Annotated in this window: 11 protein-coding genes; 4 read left to right on the top strand and 7 right to left on the bottom strand. The window is 46.1% G+C overall.

Annotation, left to right across the window (positions count from 1 at the left end):
• The first annotated feature begins 12 nt into the window (after positions 1–12).
• From SPIGRAPES_RS02670 to garD, 4 genes are all read left to right on the top strand, one after another.
• Positions 13–1,503, top strand: coding sequence for a tripartite tricarboxylate transporter permease (locus SPIGRAPES_RS02670; protein ID WP_014269239.1), 1,491 nt, complete (start codon positions 13–15; stop codon positions 1,501–1,503).
• A 61-nt stretch (positions 1,504–1,564) separates the two neighbouring features.
• Positions 1,565–2,872 (top strand): nickel pincer cofactor-dependent isomerase, group 22, encoded by a 1,308-nt coding sequence (locus tag SPIGRAPES_RS02675; RefSeq protein WP_014269240.1) that lies wholly within the window; start codon positions 1,565–1,567, stop codon positions 2,870–2,872.
• A 144-nt stretch (positions 2,873–3,016) separates the two neighbouring features.
• The gene (locus tag SPIGRAPES_RS02680; protein WP_245535460.1) at positions 3,017–3,916 is read left to right on the top strand and encodes a dihydrodipicolinate synthase family protein; all 900 of its coding nucleotides are present in this window, start codon (positions 3,017–3,019) and stop codon (positions 3,914–3,916) included.
• Positions 3,917–4,002: 86 nt separating this feature from the next.
• On the top strand, positions 4,003–5,556 hold the full coding sequence (gene garD / locus SPIGRAPES_RS02685) for a galactarate dehydratase (protein ID WP_014269242.1): 1,554 nt from the start codon (positions 4,003–4,005) through the stop codon (positions 5,554–5,556).
• Positions 5,557–5,855: 299 nt separating this feature from the next.
• On the opposite strand, the gene ppdK is transcribed toward garD, so the two are convergent.
• From ppdK to SPIGRAPES_RS02720, 7 genes are all read right to left on the bottom strand, one after another.
• The gene (gene ppdK, locus SPIGRAPES_RS02690) at positions 5,856–8,564 is read right to left on the bottom strand and encodes a pyruvate, phosphate dikinase (protein ID WP_014269243.1); all 2,709 of its coding nucleotides are present in this window, start codon (positions 8,562–8,564) and stop codon (positions 5,856–5,858) included.
• 423 nt (positions 8,565–8,987) lie between these two features.
• The gene (locus tag SPIGRAPES_RS02695) at positions 8,988–9,791 is read right to left on the bottom strand and encodes a gluconate 5-dehydrogenase (protein WP_014269244.1); all 804 of its coding nucleotides are present in this window, start codon (positions 9,789–9,791) and stop codon (positions 8,988–8,990) included.
• Positions 9,792–9,814: 23 nt separating this feature from the next.
• Positions 9,815–10,657, bottom strand: a complete 843-nt coding sequence (gene kduI / locus SPIGRAPES_RS02700) for a 5-dehydro-4-deoxy-D-glucuronate isomerase (protein WP_014269245.1) — start codon at positions 10,655–10,657, stop codon at positions 9,815–9,817.
• A 114-nt stretch (positions 10,658–10,771) separates the two neighbouring features.
• Positions 10,772–11,563 carry an HpcH/HpaI aldolase family protein gene (locus SPIGRAPES_RS02705; protein WP_014269246.1) on the bottom strand — a complete coding sequence of 264 codons (792 nt, stop codon included), beginning with the start codon at positions 11,561–11,563 and terminating at the stop codon, positions 10,772–10,774.
• Between the two features lie 51 nt (positions 11,564–11,614).
• Positions 11,615–12,892 carry a TRAP transporter large permease gene (locus SPIGRAPES_RS02710; protein ID WP_014269247.1) on the bottom strand — a complete coding sequence of 426 codons (1,278 nt, stop codon included), beginning with the start codon at positions 12,890–12,892 and terminating at the stop codon, positions 11,615–11,617.
• A complete protein-coding gene (locus SPIGRAPES_RS02715; RefSeq protein WP_014269248.1) occupies positions 12,892–13,422 on the bottom strand; it encodes a TRAP transporter small permease in 531 nt (176 codons plus the stop codon). The genes SPIGRAPES_RS02710 and SPIGRAPES_RS02715 overlap by 1 nt, the downstream gene beginning before the upstream one ends.
• A gap of 74 nt (positions 13,423–13,496) precedes the next feature.
• Complete coding sequence (locus SPIGRAPES_RS02720) at positions 13,497–14,504, bottom strand: TRAP transporter substrate-binding protein (RefSeq protein ID WP_014269249.1); 1,008 nt, start codon at positions 14,502–14,504, stop codon at positions 13,497–13,499.
• Positions 14,505–14,671 lie beyond the last annotated feature (167 nt).

Raw genomic sequence — 14,671 nt, forward strand, 5'->3', positions numbered from 1 at the left:
AGAGGTTAAACTATGGTTATTGAAGGAATGCTTTCCATTTTGACTCCATCCACATTCTCGGTCATGTTCCTGGGTGTTGTGATTGGCATCATATTCGGCTCCATCCCGGGGCTTACATCCACTATGGGGGTAGCTCTTTGTCTCCCCTTGACGTTCGGCATGAGTCCACTAAACGGTATAGCACTCTTGATTGCGCTGTATGTTGGTGGTACTTCAGGAGGTCTCATCTCGGCAATTCTTTTGAAGATACCGGGAACCCCATCTTCAGTTGCTACAACATTCGATGGTGGTCCTATGGCAGATCGTGGCGAAGCCAGCAAGGCACTGGGCGTGGGCATTTTCTACTCTTTTTTAGGGACGATTTTCTCCATCGCAGCTCTATGGTTCATTGCACCTTCGCTTGCAAAGATTGCCCTAAAATTTGGACCGTATGAGTATTTTGCAATCTGCCTGTTTGCACTCACAACAATCGTCGGCATGGTAGGCGATAACATTCTCAAAGGCCTTTCAAGTGCACTGCTTGGTATTACCTTCTCTCTAGCAGGCATTGCATCTATTGGCGGGGCGGCACGATTCACCTTTGGAATTGATGATATGGAAAACGGGTTTGCCCTCCTGCCTGTACTTATTGGCCTTTTCGCTGTTTCAGAAATTTTTACAATTGCTGCTACCGGTCTTAAAAAAGAGAAAAACAATATTGTCGATTGTAAGATGAAAGGCTTTGGGTTTTCGTTTAAGGAATTCAAGGAACAGTTTGTCAACATGTTACGTTCTGCCATTCTTGGGGTAGGTATTGGTATTCTGCCTGGTATCGGTGGTGCAACATCCAATATTGTTGCGTACAGCGTTGCAAAACAACAGAGCAAACACCCAGAGAAATTCGGAACCGGATGTATCGATGGTATCATTGCATGCGAAACCTCCAACAATGCATCAATCGGGGGAGCTCTCATCCCACTTCTGACTCTTGGTATCCCAGGCGATACAGTAACGGCAATGATCCTCGGTGGTCTTACACTCCATGGGATACAGCCAGGTCCGCTGCTTTTCAAAACCAGTGGCGTACTTGTATATGGTATCTTTACCGCATTCCTCGTTTCCACCTTCATCATGCTCATTGTTGAATATGGTGGTTTACGGGTATTCGTTAAAATCCTTTCAGTCCCCAAATATATTTTGCTTCCGATTATTATGATTTTCTGTATTGTAGGGACCTTCGGTACGAACCACAGAATTTTCGATGTTTGGACCGCTCTTATTTTTGGTGTCATTGGATACTTCCTTTCCAGGAACAAGTTCCCTCAGGCACCCATCATACTTGGCTTCGTACTTGGGCCAATCATTGAAGAGAACCTTCTCAGAGGCATGCAGTATTCAAGCAACAACTTCTTCATTTTCTTCACAAGCCCGATTGCCGCAGTGTTCCTTGTGTTGACTGTGATTGTATTCATTTACAGTCTCTTCAAAGAAATCATGAAAAGCAAAAATGTAAGGAAATCTTGAATAGAATACGCTTCCCTTCCGGGAAATTTTGTACCTGATTCAAAGCATAAGGATACTGGATATGCAAATAGTGAAAGGCGGAAATGTTTCGAAACTTCTTGAGGGAGTAGTCATCCCGAAGATGTTCCATGCACGTCAAAACTTTTTTAGGAACCACATTGAAGTAAGCGACATTCCGGCAGCGATAATCAAGGAACTTGAGAGAAAAGAGATTTCCTCGACTATCAAACCGGGAATGTCCATTGCTATCACCGCTGGCAGTCGCGGAGTTCGCAATGTGGCTCTGATTACAAAGACCATTGTGGATTTTGTCTGGGGAAAAGGTGCAAAGCCATTTATTGTACCAGCTATGGGAAGTCATGGTGGGGCAACGGCAGAAGGCCAGAAGGATATGCTTGCAACGTTTGGCATTACCGAAAAGGCTATGGGTTGTCCGATACACAGCCAAATGGAAACTGTTCAGCTAGGGACTTCAGAATATGGCAAACCTGTATTTCAAGACAAAAATGCCTTTGAAGCTGATGGGATTATCATTTCTTGCCGCATCAAACCACACAATGCCTTCCGGGGTATTGTGGAAAGCGGTATTTGTAAGATGCTCGTCGTCGGTCTTGGAAAACAGAAGGGTGCTGAGAGTGTCCATTCAGATGGAATGGGCAATATGGCAAAGAATCTTGTTGCCAATGCAAAAGTGGTTCTGGCGAATTCAAGGATTCTATTTGCAATCCCCTGTATCGAAAATGCCTTTGATGAAACTGCGTATATTGAGGCAGTTCTTCCTCAGTCTGTTATGGTTCGCGAACCTGAGTTGCTTCAGATTGCCTTTGGCAATATGCCGAAGATTCTGGTACCAGAATCGGATGTACTGGTTGTCAATGAGATGGGAAAGAACTATTCAGGAACAGGTGTTGATCCTAATATTTCGGGTACCTGGAGCACGGAATATGCATCAGGTGGCCTGAAAGTGCAACGTACTTGTTTCCTTGACCTCACTGATGTAAGCCATGGCAATGCAAATGGCATGGGATTGGCCAATGTCATCACGAAGCGTATGTTCGAAAAACTTGATACTGAGATGATTTATCCGAACTGTCTCACCAGCACTGTACTGAAGTCTGCAATGATGCCAGTAGTTGTTGCAACAGACAAAGAAGCAATTCAGGCTTGTATCAGAACCCTCAATAGTGTGGACAATGATCATATCAGGATGGTGCGAATCAAGAATACGCTTCATGTGGATATGATTATGCTTTCAGAAGCGTATTACCTAGATGTGAAAGCTGGAAAATGGCCTGGCCTTGAGGCTGTTTCCGAACCCAAGGAACTTGAGTTTGATGCAGAGGGAAACCTAATTACGATAATGGCTTGAGTATATCGATACTCTCATAGAGGGGTACCGAAAAGTATATTTAAGAAATTTCAAACTGACAGAAATTGTCAGGATGACTTCTAGGGCATTGCTATAAACCATGCAATGCTTGCTGGAACTATACCTGTTATACAGAAAGGATTTATGATGGATACGAGTTTTATAAAGGGTATTGTACCCCCAATTGTTACTCCCATGACAAAAGATGAGAAACTTGATGAGCAGGCATTTCGAGACCAGATCGAATGGATGATAGAAGGTGGAATCACAGGTCTTTTGGTATTTGGGTCAAATGGTGAGTTCTACATGCTTGAAGAAGATGAGATGGAAGCAATCCTAGGTATTGCGCTTGAGCAAGTAAAGGGAAGAGTCCCTATCTATATGGGCATTGGCGCTATCCGCACCTCCAAGTGTATTCGCTTAGCAAGAATGGCCGTTCAACTAGGGGTCCAGGGGATTTCCATTCTGCAGCCAATGTTCCTCAAACTGACAGAGGAAGAACTTAAAACTCACCTAGTGGCTATAGCTGAAAGTGTCTCTCAAACGCCAGTACTTCTGTACAACAACCCTGGAAGGACTGGTTATGCAATGAGCCAGAATCTTGTTTATTGGATGGCCCACAACATACCAAATGTGGTAGGTATGAAAGATAGTTCAGGCGATTTGACACAGACAGAGGAATTCGTCCGCAGAAATGCAGATGTGGGATTCAAGGTTTTTTGTGGCAAAGACACCCTGATTTATGCAGGTCTTTGTGTGGGTTGTGTCGGTGCTGTCACTTCCACTTCAAACTTTGCCGCAGCGCTTGTGTGGTCCATCTACGAAAAGTATATTGCAGGTGATCTTACGGGATCCAAGGAAGCACAGTTTGCCCTTAATCCACTACGGCTTCAGATGGACTCATCATCCTTTCCCGTGGCAACAAAGGATTATGCAAATTTAGTCGGGAGAAAAGTTGGGCAGCCGATGCTCCCAAACCTTCCATCACCTCCAATACAGATGGAAAAATTTGCTCAATTACTGAACGTCGAAGGATTGATGTAAGAATATCAAATAGTTGGTATTTGGAGCGGAAACTAGCTAAATAGTAAAGCTTTACGTCTCTATCTATAAAATAAAGGAGCTTCCTTATGGAATGCAACGTGGACAATACTACCATCATTACTGATGAGAAAGTAACCCATATCAGGCTTACCAATAAAGATAATGTAGCCATTGCAGTAAATGCCTTGGAAGCAGGAATTGAGCTGGAGCCTGGATTGATGACTTTGGAACCTATCCCCCAGGGGCACAAGATTGCACTCTGGGATCTTAAAAGAGGCGAAGGTGTCATTCGATACGGTGTACTGCTTGGTAACCTGAGCAAAGATATAAAAAAAGGTGGATGGATCAATGAGCATATGATTGATCTTCCAGCATCGCCCGAACTTGACACCCTTGAATTTGCAACCGAAATTAATAACAACCTCCCCAATCCTCCTGTCGATTACTGGGATGGGTATGAGGTCGAAGGTTGTGAGTATGCAGGAACAAGGAACATCCTCGGGATTTCAACCACCGTCCAGTGTGTTGAGGGCGTTCTCAACGTTGCAGTTACCAAGATGAAGAAGGAACTTCTTCCAAAATATCCCAACGTTGATGATATCGTGGCTCTGGTACATCCGTATGGATGTGGAGTGGCCATCAACGCACGCGATGCCTTCATCCCAATCAGAAGCGTCAAGAACCTGGTTAAAAACCCTAATTTCGGGGGTGAAATCATGGTTGTCGCCCTTGGTTGTGAAAAACTCACTGTTGAAATGCTACTTGAAGAAAAAGATATCAATAGCGAAAATGTAGTTATACTTCAAGAGCAGAAAGGTTTCCAGTCTATGATAGACCGGCTGATGGATGTCGCTGAAACAAAACTGCAAAAGCTCAACGAACGAAAGAGGGTTCGGCTTCCACTCTCCAAGTTGTGCATCGGTATGCAATGTGGGGGATCGGATGCTTTCTCAGGTGTGACAGCAAACCCGTCCGCGGGGTATGCAAGCGATCTCTTGGTCAAAGGAGGTGCAACCGTTTTGTTCAGTGAGGTCACGGAAGTCCGTGATGGAGTGAGGCAAATAGCACAGCGCTGTGTCAGTGAGGAAGTCGGTAAGAAACTTATTCAGGAAATGGCCTGGTACGATAATTACCTTGCACTCGGTGATGTGGACCGAGATGCAAACCCAACCCCTGGAAACAAAAAAGGGGGTCTTGCCAATATTGTTGAGAAGGCGATGGGTTCGATCGCGAAGTCAGGAACCAGCCCAATCATCGATGTCATTGGGCCTGGGGAAATCCCAGCCAAGAAAGGGCTTATTTTTGCAGCAACACCGGGAAGTGATATCGTATGCGGACCTTCACATCTTGCTTCCGGCATAACGCTTCAGGTATTTATGACAGGCAGAGGTACTCCCTATGGCCTTGCGGCAGCACCGGTAATCAAAGTCTGCTCGAGGTCAGTGATGAAAGAACAATGGATGGATCTGATTGATGTGAATGCTGGTCAGGTAGCTACTGGTGAAAAGTCTATTGAAGATGTCGGTTTGGAGCTTTTCTACTTCATTATTGATGTTGCCTCAGGGCGAAAAAAACCTTGGGCAGAGGAATATGGATTGCACAACTACTTGTGCATTTTCAATCCTGCACCTATTACGTAAATCCTTTTCAACTGACGCCCCTGCGTAAGCGGGGGTATTTTATATCGAATGCAAATCCGTATAAATAGATAATATCTTTCCTGTAACAAAAACCAATCAGCTTTTATGAAATATTTCTACGAATCTAAGAAGTAAGGAATTTCTTCAATTTTTTCCCGTAGGTATAGGTAACTCATCAAGAATTTCGTCATTTTATTACAATTTTTATAAAAAAAATGCAGGAAACAAAGAAAGATAAACAAAACCCCAAGCTAAATAGGCCTGGGGCTTTATCCGTTTCCAAATTTACATCTTACAGGTTACTTTTTCTTTGCAGCAATGACAGCTTGAGCGGCAGCAAGGCGTGCAATAGGAACCCTGAAAGGAGAACACGAAACATAGTTCAAACCAATTGATTGGCAGAACGCAATTGTCTTGGGGTCTCCACCATGTTCGCCACAGATACCAAGCTTGATATCGGGACGTACACTCCTGCCCAATTCAGCTGCAATCTTGACAATCTTGCCTACCCCATCGATATCAATGGTTGCAAACGGGTCATAGTCATAGAATTGCTTGTCAGGGTCATTTACATAGGGACCGAGGAACGAGGCAGCATCATCACGGCTGAAACCACAGGTCATCTGGGTCAAGTCGTTCGTACCGAAACTAAAGAATTCCGCTTCCCTTGCAATCTCATCTGCGGTAATTGCGGCGCGCGGGACCTCAATCATCGTGCCGACCTTATATTCGACATGCAGATTCTGCTCATCGAAAATTTCATTGATAACCTCAATCGCCTGTCTCTTACAGAACTCAAATTCCTTGTAGTTGCCAACAAGCGGAATCATGATCTCGGGGAATACCTCGATACCTTTCCTCTTTACATTGATAGCAGCCTCAATGATGGCACGGACCTGCATGCGAAGGATTTCAGGGTAAATAATTGCCAAACGGCAACCCCTGAAGCCAAGCATCGGGTTGAATTCATGCAAGGCACTGGACTTCTGGGCAACTTCCTCAACGGAAATACCCATTTGCAGGGCCAGTTCATGACGACTGGTGTGATCATTGGGAAGGAATTCATGCAACGGAGGGTCAAGCAGGCGGACAGTGGCAGGCAAACCCTGCAGTTCCGTAAAAATCCCCTCGAAATCTTCACGCTGCATCGGCAACAACTCTGCAAGGGCTTTCTCGCGCTCGACTATGTTGTTTGCAAGGATCATCTTGCGAATCGACATAATACGGTTTCCACCGAAGAACATATGCTCAGTCCGGCAAAGCCCGATACCCTCCGCGCCCAGTGCTACGGCCATATGCGTGTCATTGGGAGTATCTGCATTGGTGTAGACCCCCATGGTCTTGATATCATTCACATAGCCCATGAAAGTCTTGTAGTTCTGGAACACGATAGATTCTGACTCTTTCATATTACCGTTCAATACCTGGACAATCTCAGAAGAACGGACAGGTATCTTGCTTGCATATATTGCACCGGTAAAACCATCAATGGAAAGGTAGTCCCCTTCATTGAGCGTAACCCCGTTTACCTGCAGATATTTCTTAGGTTCGTTGATACGGATATCACCGGCACCACTTACACAGGGACAACCCATTCCACGGGCAACGACGGCCGCATGGCTGGTCATTCCTCCGCGACAGGTTACGACACCCTTGGAAATAGCCATGCCTCCGATATCCTCAGGACTTGTTTCGGTACGGACAAGAATTACATCTTTTCCCAAGGCAGCCATTTCCTCAGCTTTCTGGGCAGTGAAATAAATCTCTCCACAGGCTCCACCGGGGGATGCATTCAAACCATGGGTAACTTCCTTGAGATCCTGGTCCTTGATAATCTTGTTGTCGAGAATTGGTGCGAACAATTTGCCGAATTCTCCGGAAGGAACACGACTTACTGCCATTTCCTTGGTGATCAAGCCTTCCTCAACCATTTCTACCTGGGTTCTCAACCAACTGAAAATAGTCCTTTTCCCGTTTCGGGTCTGAAGCATGTACAACTTGCCTTCCTGGATGGTAAATTCAACATCCTGCATGTCATGGTAATGCTTCTCAAGGATAGATCGGATAGAGACCAACTGTTCATACACATCCAGGTTAACTGCTTTGAGTGTCTCTATTGACTGGGGAGTCCTGATACCGGCAACGACATCCTCGCCCTGGGCATTCATCAGATATTCGCCATAGAAACGGTTCTCTCCCGAAGAGGGGTCACGGGTAAAGGCAACGCCTGTTCCGCTGGTATCTCCCATATTGCCGAATACCATGCACTGCACGTTGACTGCGGTTCCCAAAAGTCCACGGATATCATTCATTTGCCTATATTTGATAGCCCTTTCATTGTTCCAGGAACTGAATACTGCATCAATTGCCTTGAACAACTGGTCATGGGGATCGGTTGGAAAATCTTCCCCGGTAAAACGCTTGTACAGTCTCTGGTAGCGGGCAATAACCTCATGCAAGTCTTTGCTGTTGAGTTCGGTATCGAAAACTTTTCCTTGCTCATCCTTTACATCCTGCAATGCACGTTCAAATTCATGGTGGGGAACACCCATTACCACATCTCCAAACATCTGCATAAACCGGCGGTAACTATCCCAGGCAAAACGTTCATTGCCCGTCTTCGCTATCAAAGCTTTAACGGAATCTGGGTTCAACCCAAGATTGAGAATCGTATCCATCATCCCAGGCATAGACTGTGCAGCACCGCTACGAACAGAAACCAACAATGGGTTTTCATGGTCACCCAGTTTGGCACCCATCAGCTTTTCCAGCCGATACAGGTTCTCAAGGACCTGTTCTCGCATACCGTCTGGATATGCTCCTTTATTTGCGCTGTAATATGCACAGGCCTCAGTGCTGATAGTAAACCCCGGAGGCACTGGAAGCCCAATACTGGTCATCTCGGCAAGGTTTGCACCTTTTCCACCAAGAATATCCTTCATTTGGGCAGTTCCATCGGCCTTGCCGGAGCCAAAAAAGTAGACATAATTCGATTTCTTTTCCGTCATCATTGACTCCTATTTTTCTCTTCTGTTTGCAAGCAAAATCGTATCTGTTCAATAGGGTGCTGTCAATGTAATAAAATGTTAAAAACTGATTTTTTATTCTATCAAAGTCTTATTAGATAAATATTTGTCGAATTATTTATTTGAAACTTTATTTCATTTTCAGGATTCTAGCCACTATATAACAACTGCAATCCAGGCTTTGCAATTAAGGGAGTCCTAAATATTTTTTCAAATATCTACCTTATACAGAGGTTTTCCTTTACCGATAATGGTAATATGTCAATTCCAGAAAATGCCTTCCAAACCAAAAATAAGACAATGTATACATAATCATGTATAAAAAGCATAAAATACTGCCCCTTCCCCTACTCCATGCATAATGCCGCCATTTCTGGCGGCATTATAGCGAAAAACCAAAGGGAATTATTCGGGTTGCTTGCCGATGTAGGCAAGGATACCGCCATCGACATAGAGCACGTGGCCATTGACGAAGTCGGAGGCCTCGGAGGCAAGGAACACGGCGGGGCCGGTCAAATCGTCGGTGGTACCCCAGCGTGCAGCGGGGGTCTTTGCCACGATGAAGCTGTCAAACGGATGGCGCTTCCCGTCCGCCTGCCTTTCCCGCAGGGGTGCGGTCTGCGGCGTGGCGATGTACCCGGGCCCAATGCCATTGCACTGGATGTTGTACTGCCCGTATTCGCTGCAGATGTTGCGGGTGAGCATCTTCAAGCCACCCTTGGCAGCCGCGTACGCGCTGACTGTCTCGCGCCCAAGCTCACTCATCATCGAGCAGATGTTGATGATCTTGCCCCGGTTGCGTTCGATCATCGAAGGCAGGACCGCCTTGGATACGATAAACGGCGCGTTCAAGTCGATGTCGATGACCCTGCGGAAATCGGCGACATCCATCTCGATCATCGGCGTGCGCTTGATAATGCCGGCATTGTTCACCAGGATGTCGATCGGACCGAGCTCGTCGGAAATCTTTTTCACGGTCTCGATGACAGCCTTTTCGTCGGTAACGTCACATACATACCCTTTTGCAGGTATCTTTTTCTCTGCATAGGCGGCAAGCCCCTTGTCTACCAGCTCTTGGTTGATATCATTGAAGGCTATCTTTGCCCCCGACTGGGCAAAGGCCGTTGCCAGTGCGAAGCCGATGCCATAGGAAGCGCCCGTTACAAAAGCCACTTTCCCCTCAAGCGAAAATTTTTGCGTAAAATCCATATTCTGTCTCCTTGAATGCCGAGTTAGCGAAGGTCCTCGGTCTTGATCCCGTCCATGTCCGTATAGGTGCGGTTTTCCCCGCACATCGACCAGATGAACGTATAGCTGCTGGTCCCCGCCCCGCTATGGATGGACCAGGAAGGGTTGATGACTGCCTGCTCGTTGTGGACTGCAATGTGCCTTGTTTCGCTGGGCTCACCCATGAAATGGAACACGGTCTGGTCGGAGGGAACATCGAAATAGAAGTAGACCTCCATCCTCCGCTCGTGGGTGTGGGAGGGCATGGTGTTCCATACGCTTCCCCTCTTTAGCTGGGTCAGGCCCATGGAGAGCTGGCAAGTGTCGAGTACGTCCGGGTGGATGTACTGGTTGATCGTCCGTTCGTTGCTCATGTCCACGGAACCGGCCTTCACGTGCTTGGCCTCAGCAAAGACAATCTGCTTTGCAGGAAAAGCGTGGTGGGCGGGGGTCGAGTTCATGTAAAACTTCGAGGGGTTCTTGGCATCCTTGCTCGAGAACAGCACCTCTTTGGTGCCCATCGGCAGGTAGAGCCCGTCGAGATGCACCAGCTCGTAGGCAGTACCGTCAGCGACAACCAGTCCGTCCCCCCCGATGTTGATGATCCCAAGCTCCCTCCGCTCCAGAAAATAGGTCACGCCGAAATCCTTCATGGGGTCGATGTTCTTGGAAAGCGGGACAGCCTGGTCCACCGGCATGGCGCCCATGGTCACGATACGATCGACATGGGAATACACGGCACTGACATCGTTTGCGTTGAAAATGCCCTGGATGAGGAACTCGTCGCGCAACTGCTGCGTATTCATCCTCGAAAACGGTTCTTTGCCCGTCGAATAGCGAATATCCATTACTCATACTCCTTGCTCAAGGTACCCCTAGGCAGCGGTACCTGAAAAATCTGTTCTATTGGGCCACTCCCCGCCCTTTTTTTGAGGGGGGATCCGGCACAAAATCCTCTACAATCACCTGTCCATACGGACCAAATCAATTGCCTCGGTCTTTATCTTCTTCAGAGCCGACTGCAGGTGATACATGTCATTTCCCAAAATCAACATGTTGATACCCCTGCCTATTGCCGCCTCTATGGTTTCTTTGGTAGCGGGGACCACAGGGCACATAACCTTGATCCCCCGTCTCTTTGCCCCCTCGGCGAGTTTTCTGTAAGCGTCGGCGACCCGGGGGTCCTCGGTCGCATACCCTACCTTGGCACCAATCGACAGGGAGTAGTCGATGGGCCCGAAGTTGACGGCGTCGATTCCCGGTACATCCAGAATGTCGTCAAGGTTGTCGGTGAACTCGAAGTCCTCGTCCATGGGAATCACCAGGGTGTCCGCATTGCTCTTTTCCACATAGTCCGCCCACGAGAACCCGGGTCCCCCGAACTGGGCGGACCTGACATTGGATTCGGCGCCCCTGCGGCCCATCGGGGGGAATTTTGCACCCCTTACAATGGCCTGGGCATCCTCTTTGGTGCGGGTATGGGGGACGACAATCCCCTCGGCCCCCATCTCGAGTACCTTGCGTATCTCCACCTCATCGGTACCGGTTACCCGCACTACGGCAGGGATTCCTGCCAGTTTGGCCGACATGATGAGTTTTTCCATATTATTGGGCCCGTCCAGCGGGCAATGCTCAAGGTCAAGATAGACGAAATCATACCCCCAGTTTCCGATCGCCTCAACGGCACAGGCGGCAGCAGTAAATACTGTGATGCCGAACACAGGGCCCTTTTTCATTCTTTCACGTAATGTCATACTAATCCTTCTTTACAGTATTTTCATTCAAAGACACAAGAAAATTCAATACTAAACAAAACTCGGTAACCAAAGGCTCAATGAAGGAATAAAGGTAATCATTACCAAGACAATGATATTGCAGAGTATAAACGGAACTGCTGACTTGAATATCTCGATAATCGTCAAATTACAAATCTTGCTCGCTACATTGAGACACATGCCTACAGGAGGGGTTACCAAACCAATTGCCAGCCCAACAATGATAATCGCCCCAAACTGAAGCTCATTCATCCCAAATTGCTGCATTACCGGAAGCAGAATAGGACTGATAAGCAATATACAGGGAGTGACATCCAGAAAAGTTCCCAGAATCAGTATAATCAAATCCAGAAAGACGTAGACAAGCCAAGTAGGAATATTTGACCCCACCAGAAAACTCCCAATGTGTGCAGGTACCTGCTCAACGGCTAGAATCCAAGTGAATATCATCGTAAAACCACCGATAATCATGATGGAACTAGACATCATAAAGGTCTTTTTCAAGGCATTCCCGACTTCTTTCCATTTCAATTCTTTATAGACAAAGAACCCCAGTATGGAGGCATACAGAACAGCAACCCCAGCCGATTCGCTTGCCGTGGCAATACCGGCAGAGACAGATACTATGATTAAAACAGGCATAAACATGGCCAAAGAACCGTCTTTGGTTATTTTTGCCATCTTTTTTAGCTCAATCTTTTCTTTCTTCGGATGGTAGCCTTCTTTGCGGGAAATAACGAATGTTATAACCAGCTGGGTAGCACCAACCAGAATTCCAGGGATCAGCCCGGCAAGAAACAATTTCCCGACAGAGGCACCTGAGACCATTGCATACATTAGCATCGGAACACTCGGGGGGATGATCATACCGATAGTCGAAGAAGCAACGGTAATGCCCGCTGCGAATCCTTTGGGATATCCTTTTTTCACCATATCAGGAATAAGGATGCTACCCAAAGCCGAAGTATCAGCTACAGAAGAACCTGAAATACCGCCGAATATCATGGAAGAGACTACGTTTACTTCCCCCAAGCCACCACCAAAGGGGTGTACAAGCAGCATGGAGAAATCAATCAGTCTCCGGGTAAGTCCACTGTGGTTCATCAATTCGCCGGTCAACATGAACAACGGCATTGCGATGATGATAAAACTTTCAGTTCCAGACCATACTCGCTGGGGGAACGTCAACAGGAAGGAAGGATTTGACAAGAGCATATAGAGAATGCCCGACCCTCCAATTGCATAGGCTATCGGGACACCGATAATCAAAAAAACAACCAAAGCAACGAACATCAAGGAAAGTTCCATTATTTTCCTCCCTGGACGATTTCATCGCCCAACTCAAAATCATCCTTGTATCCTTTGCGAGGTTTTTCAATGGGGAAAAATTCCGATACTATACTTACCAGTGAATAAAAAATAGTAATAAAAAAAGTGATAGGTAGTATAGAATAGTAAATCCCTTTGTGTATGCCTGTAGCAGGAGAGGGAACTCTCCCAACTTTATGGATTATTCGAATACTGTAATAAATCATGCCTATCGATACCGTAATAATAACCAGCTGTGACAAGATTTTGAAAAATCTTTTTACCTTCAAAGGCATACTGTCCACAAAATTGGTGATAGTAATATGTTCGCTTTCCCGAATTCCAAGGGCTGCCCCGAAAAAGGTCGTTGCAACAAAAACCATGGTTAACATTTCTTCCGACCATACGAAAGAAATCGAAAAAACATATCTCATTATTACAGAGACAATAACCCCAACGGCAAGGGTTGCCTCAAGCAGTTTCCCAAAAATCGAAAGAATTGTATCGAGACCTCGAATAATCTTATTCATTTTTTTCTCATTCTTGATGCGTTTTGATAGAGGTCCCGTTCCATTTGAAACGGGACCAGTACTACTACTATTACTTATTTCGATGCAATCGCGCGCATCTCGTCTAAATCGGCTTGCTTGAAAATTCCTTTGTCAACAAAATATTTGTAGACGGGATTACAAGCCTTTATAAACTGGTCACGCTCTGCAGCAGTTGGTTTATAAACCTGCACACCACCAGCAACGATCATATCATAGTAATGATTATTCAAATCTCTTCTGAGTTTGTTCTGGGTGTCGGTATAAAGCCAAGCGCCATCCTGGATAATCTGCTGAAGGTCTGCAGGCAGGGAATTCCACATATCAAGGCCCATATCAATCGGTTCCGGGTGGAATTGATAATCAATCATAGTCATGTATTTCTGGACTTCATAGAATTTCATGTCACCGATATTTGCCAATGGATTCTCTTGCCCATCAGCTACATTGGTCTTCAAAGCCATGTAGGTGTCACCATAAGGTATGGATACTGCACTTGCACCCATAGCCTCCATTGACTTGATGATTGATTCAATCGGTGGGGTCCTGATTTTCAAGCCTTTCATGTCTTCAGGGCTTTTAATAGGATGCGCATTATTGGTTATCTGACGAGAACCGCCATCACCGATAGCAAGCATCTTGATACCGTACTGTTCTGCAGATGCCATGATTCTCTTTCCCAGATCGCTATGGGAGACTTTCATCAAGTCAGCCTGCGTGGGGAAGAAGAAAGGCATGAGATAGATTTCGAGCATGGGAGTCTGGGAAGCAAAGACACCACCGGTAAACATTTCCAAGGTACCGAGTTTCATGGCCTCGATCATGTCCGATTCATTTCCCAGGGTTGCTGCAGGATAAATTTCAATCTGCAGGCGCCCCTCTGATTTCTCCTCTACATATTTCTCGAATTCCAACAAGGCTTTATGCCGGGTAGACTCAGTAGTCGAAGCATGACCAACTTTCAGCGTGTACACTTTCTGTGCGGCCTGCTCGGTCTGTCCATTTGCAAAGAGCATTGGAAGAACCAAGACCAGGCACAGAGCCAAAGAAACAATTTTTTTCATAACCCCTCCATTTATTTTGTTCCACCATACGGAATATGTTTCCAGTTTTTGCCTAAAAGGAAATATTTTATCCAGTTTTTACTGCAATTTACATTAATATTTCCGTATTATGGAACACGATTCCATTATAACTGACATGTTTCTGTTGTCAAGTGGGAAAAAATAGA

Source organism: Sphaerochaeta pleomorpha str. Grapes, from assembly GCF_000236685.1.
GTDB classification, from domain to species: domain Bacteria; phylum Spirochaetota; class Spirochaetia; order Sphaerochaetales; family Sphaerochaetaceae; genus Sphaerochaeta; species Sphaerochaeta pleomorpha.